Annotated in this window: 26 protein-coding genes; 21 read left to right on the forward strand and 5 right to left on the reverse strand. The window is 42.3% G+C overall.

Annotated elements, in window-relative coordinates; translation table 11 throughout:
• Positions 1-58 precede the first annotated feature (58 nt).
• On the reverse strand, positions 59-289 hold the full coding sequence (locus BA70_RS00005; RefSeq protein WP_034316541.1) for a hypothetical protein: 231 nt from the start codon (positions 287-289) through the stop codon (positions 59-61).
• 197 nt (positions 290-486) lie between these two features.
• On the opposite strand from BA70_RS00005, the gene BA70_RS00010 reads away from it, so the two are divergent.
• The 5 genes from BA70_RS00010 to BA70_RS00030 all read left to right on the forward strand — a co-directional run bounded on the left by BA70_RS00010 (position 487) and on the right by BA70_RS00030 (position 6,462).
• A complete protein-coding gene (locus tag BA70_RS00010) occupies positions 487-822 on the forward strand; it encodes a membrane protein (protein WP_034316543.1) in 336 nt (111 codons plus the stop codon).
• Between the two features lie 11 nt (positions 823-833).
• A complete protein-coding gene (locus tag BA70_RS00015) occupies positions 834-1,925 on the forward strand; it encodes a DUF4097 family beta strand repeat-containing protein (protein WP_034316545.1) in 1,092 nt (363 codons plus the stop codon).
• Between the two features lie 6 nt (positions 1,926-1,931).
• Positions 1,932-2,126 carry a PspC domain-containing protein gene (locus BA70_RS00020; RefSeq protein WP_034316547.1) on the forward strand — a complete coding sequence of 65 codons (195 nt, stop codon included), beginning with the start codon at positions 1,932-1,934 and terminating at the stop codon, positions 2,124-2,126.
• On the forward strand, positions 2,127-2,513 hold the full coding sequence (locus tag BA70_RS00025; protein WP_034316550.1) for a phage holin family protein: 387 nt from the start codon (positions 2,127-2,129) through the stop codon (positions 2,511-2,513). It begins immediately after the preceding gene.
• Positions 2,514-2,607: 94 nt separating this feature from the next.
• Positions 2,608-6,462, forward strand: a complete 3,855-nt coding sequence (locus BA70_RS00030) for a lamin tail domain-containing metallophosphoesterase family protein (RefSeq protein ID WP_034316553.1) — start codon at positions 2,608-2,610, stop codon at positions 6,460-6,462.
• Between the two features lie 30 nt (positions 6,463-6,492).
• Here BA70_RS00030 and BA70_RS00035 read toward each other — a convergent pair whose 3' ends face one another.
• Genes BA70_RS00035 through nagA form a run of 3 tightly spaced genes read right to left on the reverse strand, consistent with a single transcriptional unit; the run spans position 6,493 to position 9,158 of the window.
• The gene (locus BA70_RS00035; protein ID WP_034316562.1) at positions 6,493-7,218 is read right to left on the reverse strand and encodes a GntR family transcriptional regulator; all 726 of its coding nucleotides are present in this window, start codon (positions 7,216-7,218) and stop codon (positions 6,493-6,495) included.
• 18 nt (positions 7,219-7,236) lie between these two features.
• Positions 7,237-7,968 (reverse strand): glucosamine-6-phosphate deaminase, encoded by a 732-nt coding sequence (nagB, locus tag BA70_RS00040; protein ID WP_034316565.1) that lies wholly within the window; start codon positions 7,966-7,968, stop codon positions 7,237-7,239.
• Complete coding sequence (nagA, locus tag BA70_RS00045) at positions 7,968-9,158, reverse strand: N-acetylglucosamine-6-phosphate deacetylase (protein ID WP_034316568.1); 1,191 nt, start codon at positions 9,156-9,158, stop codon at positions 7,968-7,970. The genes nagB and nagA overlap by 1 nt, the downstream gene beginning before the upstream one ends.
• 177 nt (positions 9,159-9,335) lie before the next feature.
• On the opposite strand from nagA, the gene hprK reads away from it, so the two are divergent.
• The 7 genes from hprK to BA70_RS00080 all read left to right on the forward strand — a co-directional run bounded on the left by hprK (position 9,336) and on the right by BA70_RS00080 (position 14,465).
• The gene (hprK, locus tag BA70_RS00050; protein ID WP_003212943.1) at positions 9,336-10,268 is read left to right on the forward strand and encodes an HPr(Ser) kinase/phosphatase; all 933 of its coding nucleotides are present in this window, start codon (positions 9,336-9,338) and stop codon (positions 10,266-10,268) included.
• Between the two features lie 11 nt (positions 10,269-10,279).
• Positions 10,280-11,104 (forward strand): prolipoprotein diacylglyceryl transferase, encoded by an 825-nt coding sequence (gene lgt, locus BA70_RS00055; RefSeq protein WP_034316571.1) that lies wholly within the window; start codon positions 10,280-10,282, stop codon positions 11,102-11,104.
• A 19-nt stretch (positions 11,105-11,123) separates the two neighbouring features.
• Positions 11,124-12,068 (forward strand): nucleoside recognition domain-containing protein, encoded by a 945-nt coding sequence (locus BA70_RS00060; protein ID WP_034316574.1) that lies wholly within the window; start codon positions 11,124-11,126, stop codon positions 12,066-12,068.
• Positions 12,065-12,715 carry a pyrophosphatase PpaX gene (ppaX, locus tag BA70_RS00065; protein ID WP_034316577.1) on the forward strand — a complete coding sequence of 217 codons (651 nt, stop codon included), beginning with the start codon at positions 12,065-12,067 and terminating at the stop codon, positions 12,713-12,715. The genes BA70_RS00060 and ppaX overlap by 4 nt, the downstream gene beginning before the upstream one ends.
• Before the next feature lies 1 nt (position 12,716).
• Positions 12,717-13,235, forward strand: a complete 519-nt coding sequence (locus BA70_RS00070; RefSeq protein WP_034316580.1) for an acyltransferase — start codon at positions 12,717-12,719, stop codon at positions 13,233-13,235.
• A gap of 69 nt (positions 13,236-13,304) precedes the next feature.
• The gene (locus BA70_RS00075) at positions 13,305-13,733 is read left to right on the forward strand and encodes an Rrf2 family transcriptional regulator (RefSeq protein WP_003213266.1); all 429 of its coding nucleotides are present in this window, start codon (positions 13,305-13,307) and stop codon (positions 13,731-13,733) included.
• Between the two features lie 90 nt (positions 13,734-13,823).
• Positions 13,824-14,465, forward strand: a complete 642-nt coding sequence (locus BA70_RS00080; RefSeq protein ID WP_034316583.1) for an NAD(P)-dependent oxidoreductase — start codon at positions 13,824-13,826, stop codon at positions 14,463-14,465.
• A 30-nt stretch (positions 14,466-14,495) separates the two neighbouring features.
• Here the strand turns inward: BA70_RS00080 and BA70_RS00085 are convergent, their stop codons facing one another.
• Complete coding sequence (locus tag BA70_RS00085) at positions 14,496-15,290, reverse strand: C39 family peptidase (protein ID WP_034316586.1); 795 nt, start codon at positions 15,288-15,290, stop codon at positions 14,496-14,498.
• 233 nt (positions 15,291-15,523) lie between these two features.
• Here BA70_RS00085 and BA70_RS00090 point away from each other — a divergent pair, with 233 nt between their 5' ends.
• The 9 genes from BA70_RS00090 to BA70_RS00130 all read left to right on the forward strand — a co-directional run bounded on the left by BA70_RS00090 (position 15,524) and on the right by BA70_RS00130 (position 23,550).
• Positions 15,524-16,699 (forward strand): ATP phosphoribosyltransferase regulatory subunit, encoded by a 1,176-nt coding sequence (locus tag BA70_RS00090; RefSeq protein ID WP_034316589.1) that lies wholly within the window; start codon positions 15,524-15,526, stop codon positions 16,697-16,699.
• Complete coding sequence (gene hisG, locus BA70_RS00095) at positions 16,692-17,339, forward strand: ATP phosphoribosyltransferase (RefSeq protein WP_034316592.1); 648 nt, start codon at positions 16,692-16,694, stop codon at positions 17,337-17,339. Before BA70_RS00090 ends, hisG begins: the two co-directional genes overlap by 8 nt.
• Positions 17,336-18,625, forward strand: coding sequence for a histidinol dehydrogenase (hisD, locus tag BA70_RS00100; protein WP_034316595.1), 1,290 nt, complete (start codon positions 17,336-17,338; stop codon positions 18,623-18,625). Before hisG ends, hisD begins: the two co-directional genes overlap by 4 nt.
• Positions 18,622-19,206 (forward strand): imidazoleglycerol-phosphate dehydratase HisB, encoded by a 585-nt coding sequence (hisB, locus tag BA70_RS00105; protein ID WP_034316598.1) that lies wholly within the window; start codon positions 18,622-18,624, stop codon positions 19,204-19,206. Before hisD ends, hisB begins: the two co-directional genes overlap by 4 nt.
• Positions 19,206-19,844 (forward strand): imidazole glycerol phosphate synthase subunit HisH, encoded by a 639-nt coding sequence (gene hisH / locus BA70_RS00110; protein WP_034316601.1) that lies wholly within the window; start codon positions 19,206-19,208, stop codon positions 19,842-19,844. Before hisB ends, hisH begins: the two co-directional genes overlap by 1 nt.
• A complete protein-coding gene (hisA, locus tag BA70_RS00115; protein ID WP_034316604.1) occupies positions 19,841-20,578 on the forward strand; it encodes a 1-(5-phosphoribosyl)-5-[(5-phosphoribosylamino)methylideneamino]imidazole-4-carboxamide isomerase in 738 nt (245 codons plus the stop codon). Before hisH ends, hisA begins: the two co-directional genes overlap by 4 nt.
• Entirely contained in the window at positions 20,575-21,333 is a 759-nt protein-coding gene (gene hisF / locus BA70_RS00120; RefSeq protein WP_034316606.1) for an imidazole glycerol phosphate synthase subunit HisF, read from the forward strand. The genes hisA and hisF overlap by 4 nt, the downstream gene beginning before the upstream one ends.
• A complete protein-coding gene (gene hisIE, locus BA70_RS00125; protein WP_034316609.1) occupies positions 21,330-21,959 on the forward strand; it encodes a bifunctional phosphoribosyl-AMP cyclohydrolase/phosphoribosyl-ATP diphosphatase HisIE in 630 nt (209 codons plus the stop codon). Before hisF ends, hisIE begins: the two co-directional genes overlap by 4 nt.
• A gap of 130 nt (positions 21,960-22,089) precedes the next feature.
• Positions 22,090-23,550 carry a tetratricopeptide repeat protein gene (locus BA70_RS00130; RefSeq protein WP_034316612.1) on the forward strand — a complete coding sequence of 487 codons (1,461 nt, stop codon included), beginning with the start codon at positions 22,090-22,092 and terminating at the stop codon, positions 23,548-23,550.
• The last annotated feature ends 255 nt before the right edge of the window (positions 23,551-23,805 follow it).

Below are 23,805 nucleotides of genomic sequence, written 5' to 3' on the forward strand. Positions count from 1 at the left end.
AAAAAAAAATCTAAATTTTCTCGACATACGTGCCCCTCTTTATCGAGGGGTTTTCCTTTTATTGCGCATCTTCCTTCGGCATTAAATTACTGAGGTGCGTTAAATCCTTCAAGATATGGGTGCTGCTGCTGTCGAGCAGTACTTTTAAATAACGGATATCACCATATTTCGGATGAGACGGATGAATTGTCTCCAGCTCCTTGATCATATCGCTGTTCATGCTTTTCTGTTTCTGTATAAGGTCTAAAAGCGTTTGGGCCGTGTGGTGAGAATTATGATGATCTGTCAAAATAATTACCCCCTATAATGATAATCACCATCTTTTCAACATATTTTAAAGGGTAATCCGTGAAGAATCTACACTTAGGGGGAAAAAGAAATAATTTGTGTCTAAGGTCATATGTAAATCGAATGATTTTGAAACTTTTTATACGCAATTAACGTATGAGTTAGAAAGGAATTTTCGTCATGAAGGAGCGAATATATATGAATAGAGATCAGTCGATCATTGCATCTATTTGTTATTTTAGTGTATTTTTTATGCCGTTTATCTTACCGATTGTGGCATATTTTGTAGTAGACCAAAAGGAAACGAAACGGCATGCGATGAGGGCATTTTGGTCACATCTGCTACCAATTGCAACGGGCATTATTTTGGTTTTTGGGTCTATCCCATTTTTACTTGCGACGCAGGCGAGTGACTCTCTCATTCCAGTCATGACGATGTTTATTTTGTCCTTTTTAGTAGCGATTGGCTTTTTGATCTCTGTTATTTGGAATATCATTCAAGGTATTAAAGTACTTCAATCTATCAAATCGTAGGAGGGCTTTGTATGAATGAAAAAGAACGAATTTTAAAATTAGTAGAAGACGGGACATTATCAGCAAAAGAAGCGATTACGCTTTTAGAAAAGCTAGAAGAAAGTCAGCCTGTATCATTAGAGAAGTCTACAGCTGATCATACCTTTCATGAAGAAAAAGCTGGAGCAGAAAGTAAAGAAAACGCCACCGAGAATCTTGGTGCAAAGCTGTTTGGCTGGTTAGATTCTGCGGTGAAAAAGGTAAAAGACGTGGATCTTGATTTGAACTTTGGACAGTCAGTCGATGTTGATCACATTTTTCAGTTCAAAGATGCTTCACTCTCTCATTTAGATATTCAATTGGCTAACGGCAGTCTCAATGTGATGCCTTGGGACGATAGAGATATTCGAGCAGAGTGCCATGCGAAAATCTACCGCGCAGAGGATGGAGAGCAGGCAAGACAGCAATTTCTCAATCAATTGGACTGCGGGCTTGAAGGCGATAAATTTTTTATTCGGACCGAAAAAAAGACGATGAAAGTCAATGTCACTTTATACGTACCGCGTATCCAATACGATAAGATCAAGGTCAAGCTGTTTAATGGACCGATTCGCGGGGAAAAGCTAATGACAAAAGAACTTGCTGCGAAAACCACAAATGGCGTTGTCTCTTTTGCCTCGTTACAGGCAGAAAAAGTCGGAATTGAAACAGCAAACGGACAAATTAAACTGGCTGATCACGAGTGTGGTATGATTGAAGTAGAAACCATCAATGGGCTCATTGACCTGCGTGGGAAAAGTGAATCAATTGATGCCCAGAGCTTTAACGGGAACATTGCTGTCCAGCTGTCGGATGAGAAATGCCGTTCGATCTATGCCAAGACCACGACAGGCAGTGTGGACGTTCAGATCCCGCGTGCATGTGCAGTGACCGCTGAGCTGAAAAGCAATCTCGGGTCTATCACTCACGATTTGCTTGATGCAGATATGGTTAAAGAGAAAAATGAAACGTTACAAAAAGAAAAAATGATCAAAGCCAATCAACAGGCAGTGCACAGTATATCCATTTTTGCAGAAACAAAAACAGGTTCAATACAAGTAAAGCACCAATCAGACAAGGAGTGATTCTACATGAAGAAGCTTTATCGTTCAGCAACAGATAAAAAAATAGCGGGTGTTGTTGGTGGACTTGCCGAATACTTAAAAGTTGATGCATCCCTGCTTCGCATTTTAACGGTGATTATCGGATTTATGACAGCATTTATGCCAATCTTCCTGGTTTACTTCATTTGGTATTTTGTTGTTCCGGAAGAAGGCACTAACTAAATGCTTAGATATATTGTCAGTATTTTAGTAAATGCATTACTTTTAATCGTTATTGCTGGATATTTTGATTCGGGCATTCTGCCAGGGCTCGGAAGCGTGTATATTGAAGGATTTGGCGCAGCCATTGTGGCAAGTATCATTTTGTCCTTGCTCAATATTTTAGTGAAGCCCTTTTTGATCATTTTAACGTTGCCAGTGACTATACTCTCACTAGGATTGTTCTTATTTGTCATTAATGCCATCACACTGATGATGACATCGAGCTTTATGGGCGATAGTTTTAACATCGATGGGTTTGGAACGGCCATTTGGATGGCTGTCATTTTATCCATTTTCCATCTACTGATACAAAAAGGAATCGTGGAGCCGTTAGCGAAAAAAAGCTAACGGTTTTTTTGTGCAAAATTGTATCGTTTGCCGGTTCCATCTGTCATAAAAACCACCTTCAGGAGACACAATATCCGAAGGGAGGTGGTGCACGATGGTGAACGTGAGCAGACAAATAGCGCTTTTATGTTTTTTTATCATTCTTTTTTGTTTTAATCAGCCTGCTTCAGCAGGGCCCTTCATTCAAACGCAAGTGAATATACCGGACAAGCCTTTTTCACCGTTTATTTTTGACCAATTTCACGTGGCCGTTCGTCCAGTTCAAGGAAAAAGCCGTGATCTTCAGTTTCGGGTATCTATTAGTCAGTCAGAACAAATTTTGTCTGCAAACTTGTACTATAAACAAAGTGATGAACTGGGGTACCGATTGATTCCAATGGAACGGTTACCTGGAATGAAGCCAGAATTCACAGCAAAAATTCCCCCAGATCAATTATGGAATTCAACGGTTCATTACTATGCAGAGTTCCTTACGCAGAAATCTGTGATCAAAACGGCGGAACAATCTGTTCACTTAAACGGATTTGAAGAGGATCTCTCACATATTCCAGATTTACTCATCACGGAGATTGTCGTCAATTCAAAAAACCGAAAAGGCAAAGATGCATTTGAATTTATAGAAGTTTATAACACGACACATGCTCCTATCTCTTTTCAACATTATCAGCTGCGCTACCGCAATCCTGCACAAGGCACCGAGATGGATGATGTTTATTCATTTCATACAAACCCAGTCACCATTTCACCTGGAAAGCCTTATGTTTTCTGGTTAAGAAAAAAAGGGCAGGAGCATTTAACAGTAGCGGACTTTAATGGTATGTACAAAAGCCAATTAAAAGAGGGAGAGCATCTATCAGTGATCGAGAGCAAAGGGCTGTCCAATTCCAAATCTCGTCTTGTCTCGATCACAACAAATATAGGTGAGGAGATTTCTTCAGCAGTATTTCGTTTAAAGCCATCATGGTTTAGCGAGCATAAATCCTTACTGTTCAAGTATCCGATGGATGGTACGCCGCAAATGAAGCTGATCTCAAAAATTGAGGAAGAGCCAACACCAGGACAAGTGATAAAAGCACAAATTCCATCTGAAAAAAAAGAAATTTCTCAAGATATTCATAAACCTGTCATTGAAGATATGACGGACAAGAAGCCGGTAAAACCAACTGAAAGTATAGAGATTAAAGCAGATGTACAGGATGATCAGTTCGTCAAAACCGTCAAGCTGCGTTATCGAACGAATCGGAAGGATGATTTTAAAGAGATTCTGCTTCAAAAAGATCATAATGACCGGCTATTTCATCATATTATCTATTCGCCAGAGCTGATTGGTAAAGAACAGTTGGAATATCAGCTTGAAGGGTCAGACGGCGAAAATCAAGCAATGACGATGAAGAAAACGATTGATGTAGAGCAGGTCAGCAAAGCCCACGGTCTGCGATTCAATGTAGAAGAGGGAGATACGGTTTCAGGTATATTCTCATTAAAGGCAACATCTGATCAGAAAAAAAACATCCAATTGATGATAGATGGAAAGCGAAGTCGACAAGCATTTTCTGCCCTTGAAGCAGATCCATATATTGCATTTGATGTCAAAGGGACAAATTTATATTTTAAAAATGGTGTGTCCATAGGTAAGCACTTACTTTCTATTTTTGATGATTCGACAAAAGTGTATCGTACCTATACAATGCCAATACCAGAAGCAGAGATGAATCAGACAGGTCCACAAACGATTTCTATTCATGCTGGAACGAAGTCTTCTCCGGTTGACCGGTTGCCTGGGGAGAATCACGATGATTTTGAATTGAAAAATGTCAGGATGATTTTATCGAATGGAACTCAAATTGCTCCAGTGAATTCCAAGCCGCAAAAAGAATGGAAGATGGGAGATGGTGGTAACGCCAAAAAGGTAAGAACCTTTCAATTTGAAATACCAAAAGAGGCTTATGTGTCAACCTATATTCAGTGGGATACAAGAAGGCTGAAAGAAGGAACGCATTTTATTGAGGCCAAAACCGCAGACGAGCATGCATCTGTACGTGTGAAAGTCGATAACACAGGTCCGAAAATCAAGACCAACATACAAGCAAATGAACAATATAAAGGAGCCTTTACGTTAAAGGCAAAGGTAACGGATCGTTGGAGTGACATAGAGGACATGAAGGCATTTTTAGATGGTAAACCAGTTTCTTTGCCTTATCAGACGTCCTCTAGTGAATTAGACCCTGGGGAGCACACGTTTACGATCAAAGCAAAAGATGCCGCAGGAAACATGTCTACTTTGAAAAAAGAATTCAAGACGGTACATGAACACCCTGAGATACCAGAACGAGTGTCAGATAAGACAAAAGTGGAATCGTCTAAGCAAACCGTGTTAACCAAGGACCCAACAAATGATAAGTTAGATTATTCATTTTATCGTGCCTACCAATATACATCGCTGCATCCATCAATGAAGATTTTTAAATATGCAGCTGAGACTGAACCGCCAAAGAGTTTTAACCAAACGGGGGAAATGAGCTTTTCTGATCAAGAAAGGAATCGCATTGCATTTGCTGATGGTAAGGCAGTCGAAACGAAGGATTTACAGCGCTTTCCCTATCATCGTTTTCAAATCAAGGTGCATCATCATGTACGTGAAAAGGATGTCGTAGAAGCTGTGTGGAAAGGAAGTTCATTGTCAGGAAGAAAGGTGACAATGTACGCATGGAATCATCAGCAGGAAAAGTGGGATAAAATCACTCATCACTTTGCAAAGGATCAAAAAGAATTTTACCTTAAAGGACTGCTGTCGGTCAGACAGTACATGAAGAATCAAACGTTTGATTTACTTGTGCAGGATGAAATCCGCAAAGCGCAAAAGCCATATAAGATGGTATGGATGTCTGACACACAATATTATGCAAAGAGCTATCCTCATATCTTTAAACAAATGGTCGAATGGATCAGAGATCAAAGAGATAAGTTAAACATTCAATATGTGTTCCATACTGGCGATATTGTGGATGATTCAAAGGGTAAGCAATGGAATCGTGCCGATACATTTATGCGTGTGTTAGACGATCATCATATCCCATATGGTGTCTTAGCAGGAAATCATGATGTCAGACACAAGGACGGTTTTTATGCGGAATATGGAAGATATTTCGGAGCGAAACGCTTTGCAGAAAAACCTTACTATGGTGAATCCTATCAAAACAATCGAGGTCATTATGATCTCATCTCTGCCGGTGGTAATGATTATATGATGGTGTACATGGGATGGGGGATTAAGCAAAATGAAATCGATTGGTTAAACCGTGTGATTTCTGAGCATCCAGATCGTATCGTCATTTTAAACTTTCACGAGTATTTGTTAGTGAGTGGCAACCGAAGTTCGATAGGCGACCTCATCTTCCACCAAGTGGTGAAACGTCATCCGAATATTGTGGCAGTATTTAGCGGCCACTACCACGGAGCGAGCAGGAAAGTAGATGAACTTGATGATGATCATGATGGCAAAGTGGACCGGAAAGTATATCAAATACTTGCTGATTATCAGTCAGGTCCTGAGGGCGGTCAAGGATTTATGAGGTTGATTACAGCGGATCAAGAAAAAAATCAACTTCATTTTACAACATACTCACCTTACATGAATCAAGAGCATTTCTATGATCCTAAAACGTATGGAGATCAGGATGAGTTTTCAATTGATGTGGATTTGACGCCGAAAATGAAATCCGTCAAAACCAATTATTTTGAACTTAATGTATATACAAACGTCCTTCTAGGAGAAGCACGAGGTGTAAAAAGCGGCAAAAAAGCAAGCTTTGAGTGGAAAGGCTTAAAGCCAAATCAAGACTACTATTGGTATACTGTTGCAAAAGATCGTTTTCAAGGGAAAGCTGTCTCACCTATATGGAAAATTCATACAAAAAATGATGACGAAACAATATTTCTTCGGAAATAAAAAAACTGTGCTTCGATGTAGGAGCACAGTTTATCTTTCCATTGTATGAATGAACTTGTAACGATCCCCTCTATAAACGGAAAGAACATACTCGAATGGAAGGTCGTTTTGAAAATAAGTTGTTCTTGCAATTGATAGCACAGGCGAGCCGGTTGAAATAGACAGCACGTGAGCTTCTTCCACTGAAGCAACATTGGCTTCAAGTTCCTGTTTTGCATGGGCAATTGCAAGACCAGTGTGATTTTCCATATATTCATATAAAGAGCCAGTTAAATGTTCCTTTGTTAAATCTCCTGCAAATGTTTCGGGCATATAGCTCGTTTCAATCGCCATTGGCTCATCATTTGCAAGACGTATTCGTTTTAGTTCATATACAGCATCGTTATTTGAAAGTTGTAAGACTGGTAGCAAGTGCTCAGGACATGCGGTTTTTTTGAAATCAATCAGATGGCTTGAAGCTTTGAGCCCCCGTTGGCGCATATCTTCTGTAAAGCCTGTTAAGCCTTGAAGCGGTTGTTCAAACTTTTTTCGGCTAACAAAGGTGCCTTTTCCTTTTTGGCGATACAAATATCCTTCGTTCACAAGGTTCGATAAAGCTTGTCTGACAGTCATTCGACTAATACCAAAGCGTTCAGCATATTCTCTTTCAGAAGGAATGAGTGTATCAGGTGCTAATGTTCCATCCTCAATCTGCTTTTTTAAATTCTCCATAATCTGATGGTACATCGGAATAGGTGACTGCTTATCAATAAACATGTGAAAACCCTCTCGTGTTTAGCGTAGTGAACCAGCTTCTCGATCAATGAAAATCGTCACATCCTGATGAAGTTTCAGGGCAGATGCAGGGAAGTCTGGGTGAATCTCCGTCTGTTCTAAATATTGTATCACTTTCGCTTTTGATTTTCCTGATGCAAGAAGGAGAATTTTTTTGCTTGAAAGAATGCTCGCAATTCCCATTGTGATGGCATGTGTAGGTACCTCATCAATAGAAGAAAAGTATCTTGCATTTGCTTGACGGGTGTTTTCATCTAATTGAACAACATGAGTCTTTGAGTCGAAAGAGGTACCTGGTTCGTTAAAACCAATATGTCCATTTTGTCCGATTCCAAGAAGCTGAAGGTCGATGCCTCCTACATTTTGAATGAGCTGATCATATCTTAAGCATTCTTCTTCCAAATTAGATGCAGCGCCATTTGGCAGGAAATACTGATCCTGAGGGAGATCAATATGATCAAATAAATGACGTTTCATGTAGGTCATATAACTGTTTTTATGATCGGGATGAAGTCCTGCGTACTCATCCAAATTGACTGTTCTTGTTTGTTTGAAAGACAATTCCTTCTCCTTCGCTTGATGCAGTTGAATTAATTCTTTGTAGGTATCGATAGGCGTACCACCAGTTGCTAGGCCGAGCACTGCATCTGGTTTAGATGCGATTGTGCGCGCAATGAGGGCAGCTGCTTCTTTTCCTAATTGATCTTTATTTTCAAATTCGATGATGTTCATCAGTGGTTGGCCTCCTTTTTTTCAAAGACGATTTGCCCGCGGCAGATCGTCATCATCAGTTCGCCAGATTGGTCCCAAATGACCAAGTCTGCCAGTTTTCCAACTTCAATAGAACCGAGCTGATGATCAAGCCCTAGCTGAGTAGCTGCATTGGTTGAGGTCATCTTAGCAATCTCGGTCCACTCACAATGTGTGATCTGTCGCATCCGTTTGACGCCATCTTTCATTCGTAAAATTGATCCTGCAAGTGTACCATCGGCCAGCAATGCCTTTTCACTACTGACGGTAACAGTCTGACCGCCAAACTCGTATGTTCCATCCCCTAGACCTTTTGCACGCATTGAGTCTGTGATCATCATCAAACGATCACTTCCTTTTGCCTGATACGCAAGCTTTATAGAAAGAGGATGTGAATGAATGCCATCTGTGATCAGCTCAATATGAAGGTTCTCGTTTGTAAGAGCAGCACCTACAGCGTTTGGCTCACGATGCTGAAACGAACTCATTGCATTATAAAGGTGCGTCACATGGCGAGCACCATGCTTTGCTGCTAATTCAATCATGTCATGATGAGCATTCGTATGTCCAATAGAAGGGATGATGTTCTTTTTTTGCAACAGGGAAAGAAAAGCAAATTCATGGTCTTCCTCAGGTGCAAACGTGACAACTTGAATGAGCTGTTCAGATGCATGTAACCATTTCTCAAAAAGCGGGAGATCAGGCTGTTTAATCCATTGAGCAGGTTGTGCACCTGCTTTATTTTTAGAAATAAATGGACCTTCGAGGTGGATACCTAAACATTGTGCCTGACTTCCTGCTTGTTCCTCATTATACTGTTTCCAATGAGCGACATTTTTAAGTGCTTGCTCAATCTCTTCATGGTTTTGTGTAATGGTTGTCGCTAAAAAGCTTGTCGTTCCTTCTGACGGTAAGTTGTCAGCAAGTGTATTCATGGCTTCTGGTGTCGCATCCATCATGTCTGCACCATAGCCGCCATGGATGTGAATATCGATCATTCCGGGAAGTAAATAAAAGTTTTCCCGGGAAATATATACTTTTTCATAATTTTCTGTCGGTTGTGATGTTGAAATATAGTCAATCTTGCCATCGCGTAAACCGACAAACCCATGTTTAATGATCTGTGTCTTTGTCACAATATGAATATTGGAGAGCAATAAAGAGCTGCTCATGGTTGTGCCCCCTTATTCGTTATCTTTATCTTTAGTTTACCCTTTTTAAGTATAGTAGTCTATACCAGTTAAGGAGGGAAGACAGGGTCAGGATAAAATACTGTTTTGGGTTCATCATTGAAAGTGATAAAATAGAGCTGTATTTCTGAAACGCCTGTGATAAAAGGAGGAAGAAGCGTGCCGAAAGTTCGTACGAAGGACATAATGGAACAATTTCATCTTGAACTGGTAAGTGGGGAAGAAGGGATTAATCGTCCCATTACAATCAGTGATCTTTCCAGACCAGGTATTGAAATGGCTGGATATTTTACATATTACCCAAAAGAAAGAGTTCAACTTTTAGGGAAAACAGAGCTTTCCTTTTTTGAACAACTCCCAGAACGTGAACGAAAGCAGAGAATGATGTCTCTTTGTACAGATATTACCCCTGCTATTATTTTGTCCCGAGATCGTGAAGTGCCGAAGGAATTAATTGAAGCATCAAATGAAAATGGGGTGCCGGTATTACGATCAAGTTTAAAAACGACAAGACTTTCGAGTCGATTAACCAACTTTTTAGAAAGTAAGCTTGCACCAACGACCGCTATTCATGGCGTGCTCGTAGATGTATATGGTGTAGGTGTTTTGTTAATTGGGAAAAGCGGAGTAGGAAAAAGTGAAACAGCCTTAGAACTAGTGAAGAGGGGACACAGACTGGTCGCGGACGATTGCGTGGAAATCCGTCAAGAGGATCAGGATACGTTAGTTGGGAGCGCACCAGAGCTGATTGAACACCTCCTGGAAATTCGGGGCTTAGGCATTATTAACGTGATGACCTTATTTGGTGCAGGCGCCGTCAGAAGCTATAAGAGAATTACGATTGTGATGAACCTTGAGCTTTGGGAACAAGGCAAACAGTATGATCGTTTAGGGCTTGAAGAAGAGAAAATGCGGATCATTGATACAGATGTACCGAAGCTGACCATCCCTGTACGTCCAGGACGAAATTTAGCGGTCATTATTGAGGTGGCTGCGATGAACTTCAGATTGAAACGAATGGGGCATAATGCAGCGGAACAATTTACAAGTAAACTTGCCGATGTCATTGAAGACAATGGCCAGGATGAATAGGAGTTGTCTATATGAACGAAGCAATTCAACCAATTGATCCGATTGCTTTTCAGCTCGGACCTATATCGGTTCATTGGTATGGTGTCATTATAGGGGTCGGAGCCTTGCTTGGACTCTGGCTCGCACTGAGAGAGTGTGAAAAAAGAGGAATCAATAAAGATATGTTTATTGACTTAATCTTATTTGCGATTCCAATAGCCATTATTTGTGCACGAATTTATTATGTGTCCTTTGAATGGGACTATTATCAGCAGCATCCAAATGAAATCATTAAGATTTGGAATGGCGGAATTGCAATACATGGCGGGCTGATAGGTGCTGTGCTGACAGCCATTGTATTTACAAAAGTGAGAAAGGTATCCTTTTGGAAAATCGCCGATGTGGCAGCACCTAGTATTTTACTAGGGCAGGCTATCGGGCGTTGGGGCAACTTCATTAATCAGGAAGCTCATGGTGAGGCTGTCTCAAGAGCCTTTTTAGAAAATTTGCATCTGCCTGAGTTTATGATTAATCAAATGTATATTGATGGTACCTATTATCACCCAACGTTTTTATACGAATCCTTATGGAATCTTGCCGGCGTTGTGATTTTGATTTTATTACGCAGAGCATCGCTCCGTAGAGGCGAAATTTTCTTGTCTTATTTAATTTGGTATTCAATTGGTCGTTTCTTCATTGAAGGAATGAGAACGGACAGCTTAATGCTGACAGAGCATCTTCGAATTGCACAGATGATTTCGATTGCGATATTTGTAGTGGCTGTTCTGCTGATTGCCTATAGAAGAATCAAAGGCTACGCATCTATTCCGTATAAAGAGAACAACTCATCGAATTAAGCAGGAGGGATCAGTGAAGATGGGGGAGACATGGAAAAACGGCTTAAAAGCAGGGCTATCGACAACTTGGACACTTGGAAAAGTCATCTTTCCAGTTACCATTCTCGTCAGTATCTTGCAGCATACGCCTGTTATGGATTGGATCATACAATTCATACGGCCATTTATGGGGTTGTTTGGTCTTTCAGGAGAAGCGGCGATTCCGCTTGTATTAGGTAATATGCTGAACTTGTATGCGGGTATTGCCGCTATCTTGACATTAGAGCTTCCTGTGAAGGAAGTGTTCATTTTAGCGGTGATGCTATCCTTTTGTCATAACCTGATGATTGAATCGACAGTGGCGGCAAAGGTTGGACTGAGGGTGTCTGTGATTTTGTTAGTCAGAATCAGTCTTGCCGTTGTTTCAGCTATAGTCATTCATCTCGTTTGGCAGGGCGGCCAAGAAACTGCGCAATATGGCTTGCTTACGGCGGCTCAAACGGCTGATGTGCCTTCAAGCTGGTACATGATCGTTCTCCTTGCCTTACAGAAAGCCGTTCTCGGTGTGCTCCAGCTGGCTTGTATTGTCATCCCTCTCATGATCATCATTCAATTCATGAGAGATTTGGGGTGGCTGCATACTTTGTCTAAGTGGCTGTCTCCTTTTACTAGAATGCTTGGAATGAAAGAAAATACGCCTATGACGATGGTAGCTGGATTAACCATTGGTCTAGCTTATGGAGCAGGAGTGATGATGAAGGCAGTGGAAGAAGACGGCGTGAGTAAAAAAGATTTAACCCTTGCCTTCATTTTCCTTGTTGCTTGTCATGCGGTGGTTGAAGATACCCTGATTTTTATTCCACTTGGCATTCCAGTATGGCCGCTTCTTGTCATCCGCCTGATTTCTGCAATTTTATTGACAGCTGCCATTAGCTATATTTGGCGAAAGCGTGAACATGCAGCTGTTAGAAAGGAAGCCATATGAACGAATTAACGATCAACACAGTGCTCTTTGATTTAGATGGCACGTTAATCAATACAAATGAATTAATTATAGCTTCATTTCAGCATACGCTGGATCATTATTACCCTGGTCAGTACAGCCGTGAGGATATCCTTCATTTCATTGGTCCCTCATTGTTTGATACATTTTCTGCGATGGACCCAGACTTGACGGATGACATGATTCAGATGTATCGAACGTTTAATCATGAACAGCATGATTTGCTTGTGACTGAGTATGAGACGGTTATAGATACATTGAAAGTGCTGCAGGATCAAGGATTTAAGCTCGGCATTGTCACAACGAAGATACGTGATACCGTTTTAATGGGATTGAAGCTGACAGGTTTAGAGCCGTTCTTTGAAGTTATTGTCACACTTGATGATGTACAAAACGAGAAGCCGCATCCGGAACCTGTCCAGCTGGCATTATCCAAGCTTGGTAGTGATCCACATGAAGCGGTCATGGTCGGCGATAATTATCACGACATTTTGTCTGGTCAAGCAGCAGGGACAAAAACGGCAGGTGTCGCTTGGTCTATTAAGGGAGAAGAGGCCCTTTTAAAGCATCGCCCTGATTTCATGCTGAAGAAAATGAGTGATCTTTTGGCGATTGTTGGAGCTGATTAAGTTGAGAAAAACAGATCGTTATCCTGTAAAAGGGGTCAATTCGCTTAGACAAGTCTATCGGACGGTCCCCTTTCTCAAAGTTGTGAAAAACTTTATCTTTATTCAATTGGCAAGGTACACGCCCTTTATGGGAATGAAAAACTGGATTTATCGGACTTTCCTTCGTATGAAAGTCGGCGAGGATACGGCGTTTGCCTTAATGGTCATGGTTGATTTGATGTTTCCTGAGAAAATCACTGTCGGTCGAAATAGTGTGGTCGGCTATAACACGACGATCTTGTCCCATGAGTATTTGATTAAAGAGTACAGACTTGGGGAAGTCTATATTGGTGATGAAGTCTTAATTGGAGCAAATTCAACCATTCTGCCTGGAGTGACGATTGGTGATGGTGCAATCGTATCGGCGGGTACACTTGTTCATAAGGATGTTCCGGCAGGCTCCTTTGTTGGAGGAAATCCAATGCGCATGATTTATACGAAAGAACAAATGGAAGCACGTCAATCTACGTCTGCTGAGTAGCCCGGCAGACTTTTTTGTTGACATTCTGACTTGGTGTAACTATAATGATTACAACAGAGGTGAGAAAACATGAAAATCAGCAGCAGATTTACTGTCGCTGTCCATATTCTGGCCTTGCTATCACTTGAAAAAGGATCATTACAGACATCGGAGGATATCGCAGGAAGTGTGAATACAAACCCAGTGGTCATCCGCCGCATTATGAGTAAATTAAAAAAAGCAGGCCTCATTTCAACAAGTCTTGGCAAAGGTGGTTCTCAGTTGAACCGCAGTGAAGACGACATCACACTGCTCGATGTGTATAAAGCGGTGGAAGTCGTGGATGAGGGGGAATTGTTTCAAATCCATGAAAGCCCAAATCCTGACTGTCCGATCGGTGCAAATATTCAAGCGGTACTCGAATTGATTTTGTGCCGCGCCCAAAGTGCGATGGAGCAAGTGCTTGCTGAGATCAAATTAAGTGAACTAACGCAGGTGTTAATCAAAAAAATTGGATGATCTATTCAATTTTTTTTACCTCTGTTGTAACTGAATCAGTTACATCTTTCTTTATTATCAACATAAAACCATATTGTAGGAGGAGTTAACATGAAAATTGGAATCATTGGCGCAACAGGTAAAGCAGGACAAGAAATTTTAAAAGAGGTTCAATCAAGAGGACATGAAGTGACGGCAATCGTCCGAGATGCACAAAAGGTGACAGATTCATCACTAGCTGTTCTTGAAAAGGACGTGTTTCACTTGCAAGCAGAAGACATCAAAGGCTTTGATGTCATTGTGAATGCATTTGGCGCACCTGCTGGAAAAGAGCACCTTCATGTAGAAGCAGGAAAAAAACTGATTGATATTCTAAAAGAGGCGCCTGAGACTCGTTTAATCGTTGTGGGCGGAGCAGGCAGTCTATTTGTAGATGAGGCCAAAACAACAAGACTTGTTGACACTCCAGAGTTTCCAAAAGAATACATCGCCACTGCTTCACAGCAAGGAGAAAACCTAATGGATCTTCAAAAGACCGAAGGATTAAAATGGACATTCCTCAGTCCAGCTGCATTCTTTGATCCAGAAGGCAAACGTTCAGGTTCTTATGTGAAAGGAAAGGATCATCTTATTGTCAATTCAAAAGGTGACAGCTATGTGAGCTATGCCGACTACGCCATTGCGCTTGTTGATGAACTTGAGCAGGCTGCCCATGTTGGAGAACGTTTTACAGTTGTATCTGAAGCAGAATAAGAAGAAAAAAACCCCGCTGTGTGCGGGGTTTTATGCTTTAATGATAATCGCCTGATTGCCCATCTGTTCCCAAGAATCTTCAAACCGATCACGATCGACTTTCTGATTTTTTTGTCCGTAAGGGTTATTCAAGTAGACGTGCTCCTTGTCATAGCCTGTGACGACAACGCTATGCACATTAAAGCTCACATCTATTTTGCCATTCGGCGTATTCCATGTTTCGATGTTATTTGTTTTGTCAAAGGTAGATGTCGTAATCACCCATACAGGGTAGCCCTTTTCAAGTGATTGGTAGATAGCCTTTTTGACAGGCTTTCCAGTTAAGTCGACGACTTGATCACCCGCGTATTTTTTCGCAAGTTGATAAATCGGTTCATGGTATACTCCAAGACCTGGTCCATTCTCCATATCGCCTACAAACCCATCATGTGGGTCTCCTTTTAAGCCATTCTCATAATTTAGTGGAACGCGCTTGATTTCATTTGCCAATGTGTTTTTTGTCACTCGCTCATAGCCGCTGTAATGAAGCAGCATCGCTAAGCTTGTGACTTCGCAGCCGTTATAAAGCTTTGGTGCATCCATTTGATTATAGAGGATGACATCCATGGCTTTTTTGCTTCCTTTTAAAGACTTGTGTGTGGCATCCGTTTTTTTCGTTGAACGTGTCTCTTCTGCCGCAAGTGCAGTATCGTTTTCTTTTTCTTTTGCTGCTTCGTGTGGCGAAGCTGTTTTTTTGACTTGGTCGATTTGTGAAACATAAATAAAGCCGAAATAAACAAGACATGCGCACAACAAAGTTAAGGTTATTGTCTGGATGAGCTTCACTGTAATCTCCTGTGTTATTCAATATTTTTAAGTATTATAGCACGTTCCTTCATTGAACATGTAGAAAAGGTTCAGGTGTCACTTGAATGTAATAATTCCACAAATTTTTAATGAAAATCGAGAGAAAATAAAAATGATTGATTTAATCGCTTTATTTTGTTAGCATATTATCATATTAGCGAACTAAAGGATTCGGAATTTTTCGTTTTAATATGTTGGAGGTGCGGAAGAACATGTTTATGTTTGAGAAACCATATGGTATGCGGGATTCATTGCCAGGATTGTATGAGACGAAGAAAAAAGTGAGACATTCATTAACAGAGGTCATAAATGGTTGGGGTTACCGTTTGATGGAGACACCAACGCTTGAATTTTACGATACAGTCGGTGTTCAATCGGCGATTACAGATACACAGCTATTTAAGCTCCTTGATCAAAATGGTCAAACCCTTGTGCTGAGACCTGATATGACGGGACCGATTGCGAGAGTGGCGGCTTCAAAGCTTCATGAGCAGGCGTATCCACTTCGGGTTGGTTATGCAGCCAATGTGTTCCGGGCTCAGGAAAGAGAAGGCGGAAGACCATCTGAATTTGAGCAGATCGGAATTGAATTGATTGGTGATGGTTCAATTAGTGCAGATGCTGAAGTCATCGCGCTTGTCGTGTTTGCGTTAAAAAATGCCGGGCTCCAATCATTCAAGATAGCGATCGGGCATGTCGCTTTAGCAGAGACGTTATTTGTAGATGTACTGGGAAATACAGAGCGTGCAAACGTCCTTCGGCGATTTTTATATGAAAAGAATTATGTTGGATACCGGCAGCATGTGAAGCAATTACCGCTTTCCTCCATCGATAAAATGAGGTTGTTACAGCTTTTAGATTTACGCGGCGGTAAGGAAGTCACAGAGCGGGCAGATGAAATCGTGGTTTCACAAGAGGGAAAAGAGGTGCTCGCTGAGTTAAAGGCACTTTGGGAGACACTTGAAGATTACGGCTGTACAGAATATATCCGTTTAGACTTAAGCATGGTGAGTCATATGAGCTATTACACGGGCATTTTGTTTGAAGTATTTGCAGATCATGTTGGGTCTGTCATTGGAAGTGGCGGTAGATATGATCAATTACTTGCTCATTTTGATGCACCTGCACCAGCTACAGGGTTCGGTCTTCGATTAGACCGCCTTCTTGAAGCACTCGATGTAAAAGAAATGAATGAGCCGCAGGAGGCTGTGATTTTCAGTAAAGAACAAAGACTAGAAGCATTTGCTTTTGCAGAAAAAGAGCGTTCAAAAGGCAAAAAAATGGTCCTGCAAGACTTAGCGGGTATTGAGAATATTGACGCGATGACCAAGGCATTTGAGCAAGTGACTTATTTTATCGGCGCTAGAAAGGAAGAGCAAAATGGGTAAAGTGTTGACGATGGCGATGCCAAAGGGCCGGATATTTGAAGAAGCCGCAGGGTTGCTAAGGCAGGCGGGGTATCAGTTGCCGGAGGAATTCGAGGATTCAAGAAAATTAATCATTGATGTACCGGAAGAAAACCTCCGCTTTATCTTAGCCAAGCCAATGGATGTGACGACCTACGTAGAGCACGGTGTGGCGGATGTTGGTATTGCAGGGAAGGATGTCATGCTCGAAGAAGCTCGTGATGTATACGAAGTGCTCGATTTAAACATCAGCAAATGTCATTTAGCCGTTGCCGGATTACCGGGAGCCAACTGGGGCGGTGTTGCACCGCGTGTGGCAACAAAGTACCCAAATGTAGCATCGTCCTATTTTAGAGAACAAGGTGAGCAGGTGGAGATCATTAAACTGAATGGTTCCATTGAGTTAGCACCGCTCATCGGACTCGCCGATCGAATTGTTGACATTGTCTCCACAGGTCAAACGCTAAAGGAAAATGGACTTGTCGAAACTGAGCATATTTGTGATATTACGTCACGCTTTATTGTCAATCCTGTGAGCTACCGAATGAAGGATGCTGTCATTGATGAAATGGCGCAGCGTCTTGCCAGAATCATTGAAGGAGAAGGGGAGGAATCATCATGAACATCACCTACATACAAGAAGGTGAGACAGACACTCTCTCACTCAAGCGGTCTTTAGATACAGGAACGGAAGAGCAGCGTCAGATTGTTCAGCGTATTATTCAGGAAGTGAGAAAAAATGGTGATGAAGCCGTACGATCTTTTACGAAGCAATTTGATGGTGTGTTCGTTGAAGATCCGCTTGTCACGGAAGATGAAATCGCAAAAGCCTACGAACGATTGGAGCCGGAGATGATTCAGATTATCCAAACGGCTATCCGTCATATTCGAACATACCACGAGCGTCAGCTGACATCCTCTTGGTTTTATCACCAGCAGGACGGCTCAATGCTCGGACAAAAGGTGACGCCGCTCGATGCGGTCGGTGTGTATGTCCCCGGTGGAACAGCCGCCTACCCTTCATCGGTTTTAATGAATGTGATTCCGGCACTTGTCGCTGGCGTTGAACGAATTGTTCTTGTAACACCACCAGGGAAAGATGGCTGTCTGTCTGACGCTGTACTGGTTGCCGCGAAGGAATTGGGTATTTCAGAAATGTATAAAATGGGCGGTGCGCAGGCGATTGCGGCTCTTGCATATGGAACTGACAACATCCAGCCTGTTGATAAAATCACAGGTCCAGGAAACATTTATGTAGCACTTGCAAAGCGAGAAGTATTTGGTCAGGTTGATATCGATATGATTGCGGGTCCAAGTGAAATTGCTGTCCTAGCAGACGAAACGGCACTTGCACATGAGGTGGCGGCCGATTTGCTTTCGCAGGCAGAGCATGATGCGTTAGCATCCAGTATTTTGGTGACACCGTCTAAGACACTTGCTGAAAAAGTGCAGGCTGAGGTGCAAGCACAGCTGGATACTTTGCCAAGAAAATCAATCGCAGCACAATCCATACAAGATCATGGCCGTATTTACGTGACAGAATCAATTGACCGTGCAGTAGACGTCGTGAACCAATTAGCGCCAGAGCACTTAGAAGTGCTGACAGCGTATCCAGAATCATTTCTTGGTCAAATCAAGCATGCAGGGGCGATTTTCTTAGGACGTTATAGTCCAGAGCCGGTGGGAGATTATTTCGCAGGACCGAATCACGTGCTGCCAACAAACGGAACAGCGCGATTCTCCAGCCCACTTGGTGTGACCGATTTCCAAAAGAAAACGAGCATTATTTCATATAGTCAAGAAGCCTTTGAGACACATAGGGAAAGCATTGCGGCTTTTGCAAGGTTAGAAGGGCTTGAAGCGCATGCAAGGTCCATTGAAGCGAGAAAGCGGGAGGAATCAAAATGAGACAGGCGGAAACTGCGAGACAAACAAATGAAACGAACATTTCGTTAGCATTAGAGATTGATGGAGAAGGAAAAGCGGATATTCAGACAGACGTCCCTTTTATGACCCACATGCTTGATTTATTTACGAAGCATGGACACTTTAATTTGACCGTAGATGCGAAAGGAGATACGGATGTTGATGATCACCACACAACAGAAGATATCGGCATCGTGCTTGGGCAAATGTTTAAGGAAGCGTTAGGTGATAAAAAAGGAATCAAACGGTATGGCTCTAGCTTTGTTCCGATGGATGAAACGCTTGCCCAGGTAGTAGTGGACTTAAGCAACCGTCCTCATTTGGAAATGAGAGCGGCCTTCCCAAGTCAAAAGGTCGGAACCTTTGATACAGAGCTGGTGCATGAGTTTCTTTGGAAATTTGCCCTTGAAGCTCGTATGAACCTTCATGTGATCGTTCACTACGGAACCAATACTCACCATATGATTGAAGCAATCTTTAAAGCGATGGCACGTGCCTTAGATGAAGCAACAACCATTGATCCACGTGTGAAAGGGATTCCTTCGACAAAGGGGATGCTCTAATGATCGGAGTCATTGATTATGGAATGGGAAATTTGTTTAGTGTATCAAAAGCGCTGGAACGAGCTGGCGCCCCTTATATCGTTTCCTCTGAAGTGGAGGAGCTCAAAAAGGCAGATGCTTATATTTTGCCGGGGGTGGGGTCGTTTCGTGATGCGATGCGGCTGCTAAGACAGACAGGGCTAGAGGCGTTTATCCACCAAGTCGTGCAGGAAGGAAAGCTGTTATTTGGCATTTGCCTTGGCATGCAGCTGTTGTTTGAAGAAAGTGAAGAGGCAGGGAAAACAAAAGGGTTGGGCTTGTTAAAAGGACGTGTCGTTCTTTTAAAGGACCGTGATCAGGACGGACAAAGGCTGAAGGTGCCTCATATGGGCTGGAATGAGCTCACATTTCATCAGCCGTCCCCATTATTTGACGGTGTGCCGGAAGGATTTGCGTACTTTGTTCACTCTTATTATGTGAGTGACATGAATCCAGAAGAGCAATTGGCAAGTGCGGTCTATGGCGTACAAGTACCAGCAGTTGTTGGAAAGGGGAATGTGCTTGGGGCACAGTTTCATCCTGAAAAAAGCAGCACAACGGGAATGGCACTGCTGAAGCAGTTTATTCGATTAGCAAACGAACAGAGGGTGAGCAAATGAGTGAATTTACACTGTATCCAGCGATTGATATGAGAAATGGCAAATGTGTACGACTTGTGCAAGGAGACTATGATCAAGAAACCATTTATGGAGATTCACCGCTAGATATGGCCGCGCGGTTTGCAAGTGAAGGAGCGAATTGGATTCATCTCGTTGATCTAGATGGTGCAAAAGCTGGAAAGCGCGTCAATCATGAGCATGTGCTGGCGATTGCTTCCTCCTTAGACGTGAATGTACAAATAGGCGGCGGCATTCGGACAGAAGAAGACGTTGCATTTTATTTGAGCAATGGCGTATCTAGAGTCATCCTTGGCAGCTCTGCTGTTTCTAACCCGGCTTTTGTGAAAAAAATGCTTGCACAATATGGTGAGAAAATAGCGATTGGCATTGATGCACGAAATGGCTTTGTATCGACTGAGGGCTGGCTTGAAACGTCGAAAGTGAAGGCAGAGGAACTCGGTAAGGAACTGGCAAAGGAAGGCGCAGAAGTCTTTATTTTCACCGATATTCAAATGGATGGCATGCTCTCTGGTCCCAATGTGGAAAGTACGGTCCGATTAGCGGAAGCGACCGGTAAACAAGTCATCGCCTCAGGTGGAGTCAGTGCTGTCGCTGATATTCAAAAGCTGTCAGTGCAAAAGCATGCCGGTGTTTCTGGTGCGATCATTGGCAAGGCGCTTTACACGAAGCAGTTTACTCTAGCAGAAGCGTTTGAAGGGCTGGACAGCATATGATGACAAAACGTATCATCCCATGTCTCGACGTGAAGGAAGGACGTGTTGTCAAAGGTGTACAATTTCTAGGATTAAAGGATGCTGGTGATCCTGTAGAATTAGCGCAGATCTATGATGAGGAAGGCGCGGATGAACTTGTCTTTCTCGATATTTCAGCCTCTCATGAAGGACGAAAAACGATGGTGGATGTGGTCAAGCAAGTAGCGTCCACTCTTGCCATACCGTTTACGGTGGGCGGCGGGATTAACCACCTTGATGACATGAAGCGTATATTAAGAGCGGGTGCAGACAAAGTGTCGGTGAACACAGCGGCTGTTTTAAGACCAGAGCTGATTTCAGAAGGAGCCGATTTTTTTGGTTCTCAATGCATCGTCGTCGCGATCGATGCGAAATACGATGAAGAGAAAAAAGCATACATGGTCTATACCCACGGAGGACGCCGTAAAACGGAAATAGAAGTAAGCGACTGGGCGAAAGAAGCCGTGCTGAGAGGAGCAGGGGAGATCTTGCTGACAAGCATGGATGCCGATGGTGAGAAAACAGGCTTTGATCACCGTCTGACGAAGCTTGTGTCAGAAGCAGTCACAGTGCCAGTCATTGCCTCTGGAGGTGCGGGCAATGCCCAGCATATGCTGGAGGCTTTTACAAAAGGAGAAGCTGATGCAGCATTAGCAGCCTCCATATTCCATTATAAAGAGACCTCAATTCAAGAGGTGAAGACATACTTGAGAGAACACGGGGTGAAGGTCAGATGAAACAGGCAAACGAATTAACCTTTAATGAGGCAGGCCTGATTCCTGCGATTGTACAGGATGCTCAGAGTAAGGAAGTACTGACGCTGGCGTATATGAATCAAGAATCCTATGAAAAAACGTTGGAAACAGGCGAAACATGGTTTTTTAGCCGTTCGCGAAACGAGCTTTGGCACAAAGGCGCCACATCTGGACATACCCAGCAAGTCCATTCCATTCGCTACGACTGTGATAAGGACGCTCTGCTTGTACTCGTGACACCAAGTGGCCCAGCATGCCATACTGGCAGCTATAGCTGTTTTTCGGAAGAAGGTGTGAAGCCCCAAAGCGAAGAACGGGACCGCTTTGCCATTTTAAATGAACTTGAACAGGTCATTGCAAAGCGTCAGGCAGAAATGCCAGAAGGAGCTTATACAACCTATCTATTTGAAAAAGGGGTCGATAAAATCCTGAAAAAAGTGGGGGAAGAAGCTTCCGAGGTCATCATCGCAGCGAAAAACCGTGATCAGGAAGAGTTGAAATGGGAAACAGCCGACCTCCTGTATCACCTTCTTGTATTATTACGTGAGCAGCAACTGCCGCTTGATGATGTATTAAAGGTATTGAAAAAGCGTCATCAAGGTGAATGAAAAGCTGGGGACACCCCTGGCTTTTTGCTTTTGTATGAAAAACAAATCCTTCCTTTCCTTTTGTTCTATGTGACGACTCGTGAAGTATGTTATACTACACACGGTACACTGTTCGAAATGGAGGGTATCGGTGAGCAAATACACTTCTCAAAATAATCACACACAAGTCGTCCAGCTATTCCAAGATGGGCATTACTTTTTTCATAAAGGTCTGAAAGCATATAGAGAAAGAAATCTATCAAGGGCAGTTAAGCTGATACAGAGGGCCATCGTACTTGAGCCTGAAAATGTAGACATGCTGTCACAGCTTGCTATTATTTATACTGAAATGGGTCATTACCAACAATCAAATGAACTGCTTGATTTCATCCTCGAACACGTCGATGAAAACATGTCAGAGTGTCACTATTTTAAAGCAAATAATTATGCCAATCTCGGACTGTTTCAAGAGGCCTATAAGTCAGCTACTGCTTATGCCGCTTTGGAAGAGGATGGGGAATTTGCGGATGAAAATGATGATCTTCTCGACCTGCTCGATATGAGTGACGAAGAGGACGAAGATTTTCCTTATGATCAGGATGACCTGATTGTGAAGCAGGATCAAGCAAATTATTTGTTAGAGAGCGGCAGGCTTGACGAAGCCATTGAGATGCTAGAACAGATGATTGTTGAGTATCCAGAATTTTGGTCAGCGTATAATAATCTCGCTTTGGCCTATTTTTATTCTGGTCAAATCCATCAGGCGAAAGAGATGTTGAACCGGGTCCTTCATGAAAATCCCGGTAATCTGCATGCCCTTTGCAACCAGCTTGTCTTCTATCATTATGAAAAAGAAGAAGAGAAGGTCAACGTGTTAGCGAAGCAATTAACGCACGTGTATCCAATATTAAGTGAACAGCGTTATAAGCTTGGTGCGACATTTGCCCTCGTTGGAGAATTTGAATGGGCCTTTAAATGGCTTTATTCTTTATATAAAACAGGCTTTCAGGGAGATAGTACATTTTTATACTGGCTTGCCAGTGCAGCCTATCAAACGGGCCACAAAACGCTGGCGCAAACCGTTTGGGATAAGATGGTAGAACAAGATATAGATGCAGATGAAATCAAGCCATGGCAGGATAAACCAGAGGAGACTGAACCAATGGTCTCAATTGAGGAACGGCTAACTGCGTACTATGTCAGTAAACAAAAAGGTGAACGTGATGTTCTGCAATCTGTCCTTGATGCCCGCGCAGCGAAAACAGCCTTTGAACAGCAATTCATTGAGCTGCTTTTATATGAAGATCAAATGGAAGAACGTTCATTTTCAGAAGATGCACTCTTCGCAAAACAGGCGGCATCCGCTTTGGAAGAAGCCGCGCAGCCTGATAACCATATGCCATATTTTTGGTTATTCCATATTATTCAGCAGGCACGTGCTTCTGGTGTAGATAAGAAAAATGCGCCTGCATGGGCAGCAGCTTCTTATTATCTATGGATGAATGAACAAGAAGAATCAACCGTCAGTAAAAAAGAGGTAGCGTCCTCTTTTCAGATCAGCGTTCAGACATTGTCTAAATACGAGGATGTCATTTGTACGTTCATGGACTAATAGGTAAATAGATTCAGAGAATAGCAGCATGACCCAAACGGTCATGCTTTTTTCTTGGATAAAAAGGTGGGATTTGCAAGGATTTGGCGAAGTATGACAATCACGACATGTTTTTGAAACATAAATGTAATAAAAATATTAGCTCATTTTGTCGATGTCTCATGTATAATGAAAATCGTGGATTAAAACAAAGACATATATTTAGATATTTTACTATACATAATGAAACACCTAGTGATAGAAACAATCTGGTCA

The sequence above is a fragment of the Bacillus zhangzhouensis genome (assembly GCF_000715205.1).
Classification (GTDB): Bacteria; Bacillota; Bacilli; order Bacillales; family Bacillaceae; genus Bacillus; species Bacillus zhangzhouensis.

What these genes read in the sequence shown, in the direction of transcription:
- ppaX (WP_034316577.1), top strand. Translation starts at nt 12,065, where the DNA reads ATGAACGAATTAACGATCAACACAGTGCTCTTTGATTTAGATGGCACG.
- hisH (WP_034316601.1), top strand. Translation starts at nt 19,206, where the DNA reads ATGATCGGAGTCATTGATTATGGAATGGGAAATTTGTTTAGTGTATCA.
- BA70_RS00080 (WP_034316583.1), top strand. Translation starts at nt 13,824, where the DNA reads ATGAAAATTGGAATCATTGGCGCAACAGGTAAAGCAGGACAAGAAATT.
- BA70_RS00035 (WP_034316562.1), bottom strand. Translation starts at nt 7,218, where the DNA reads ATGTTTATTGATAAGCAGTCACCTATTCCGATGTACCATCAGATTATG.
- BA70_RS00030 (WP_034316553.1), top strand. Translation starts at nt 2,608, where the DNA reads ATGGTGAACGTGAGCAGACAAATAGCGCTTTTATGTTTTTTTATCATT.
- BA70_RS00010 (WP_034316543.1), top strand. Translation starts at nt 487, where the DNA reads ATGAATAGAGATCAGTCGATCATTGCATCTATTTGTTATTTTAGTGTA.
- hisD (WP_034316595.1), top strand. Translation starts at nt 17,336, where the DNA reads ATGAACATCACCTACATACAAGAAGGTGAGACAGACACTCTCTCACTC.
- nagA (WP_034316568.1), bottom strand. Translation starts at nt 9,158, where the DNA reads ATGAGCAGCTCTTTATTGCTCTCCAATATTCATATTGTGACAAAGACA.
- BA70_RS00020 (WP_034316547.1), top strand. Translation starts at nt 1,932, where the DNA reads ATGAAGAAGCTTTATCGTTCAGCAACAGATAAAAAAATAGCGGGTGTT.
- BA70_RS00060 (WP_034316574.1), top strand. Translation starts at nt 11,124, where the DNA reads ATGGGGGAGACATGGAAAAACGGCTTAAAAGCAGGGCTATCGACAACT.
- nagB (WP_034316565.1), bottom strand. Translation starts at nt 7,968, where the DNA reads ATGAACATCATCGAATTTGAAAATAAAGATCAATTAGGAAAAGAAGCA.
- BA70_RS00075 (WP_003213266.1), top strand. Translation starts at nt 13,305, where the DNA reads ATGAAAATCAGCAGCAGATTTACTGTCGCTGTCCATATTCTGGCCTTG.
- BA70_RS00090 (WP_034316589.1), top strand. Translation starts at nt 15,524, where the DNA reads ATGTTTATGTTTGAGAAACCATATGGTATGCGGGATTCATTGCCAGGA.
- BA70_RS00025 (WP_034316550.1), top strand. Translation starts at nt 2,127, where the DNA reads ATGCTTAGATATATTGTCAGTATTTTAGTAAATGCATTACTTTTAATC.
- lgt (WP_034316571.1), top strand. Translation starts at nt 10,280, where the DNA reads ATGAACGAAGCAATTCAACCAATTGATCCGATTGCTTTTCAGCTCGGA.
- hisG (WP_034316592.1), top strand. Translation starts at nt 16,692, where the DNA reads ATGGGTAAAGTGTTGACGATGGCGATGCCAAAGGGCCGGATATTTGAA.
- hisB (WP_034316598.1), top strand. Translation starts at nt 18,622, where the DNA reads ATGAGACAGGCGGAAACTGCGAGACAAACAAATGAAACGAACATTTCG.
- hisA (WP_034316604.1), top strand. Translation starts at nt 19,841, where the DNA reads ATGAGTGAATTTACACTGTATCCAGCGATTGATATGAGAAATGGCAAA.
- hisIE (WP_034316609.1), top strand. Translation starts at nt 21,330, where the DNA reads ATGAAACAGGCAAACGAATTAACCTTTAATGAGGCAGGCCTGATTCCT.
- BA70_RS00015 (WP_034316545.1), top strand. Translation starts at nt 834, where the DNA reads ATGAATGAAAAAGAACGAATTTTAAAATTAGTAGAAGACGGGACATTA.
- hisF (WP_034316606.1), top strand. Translation starts at nt 20,575, where the DNA reads ATGATGACAAAACGTATCATCCCATGTCTCGACGTGAAGGAAGGACGT.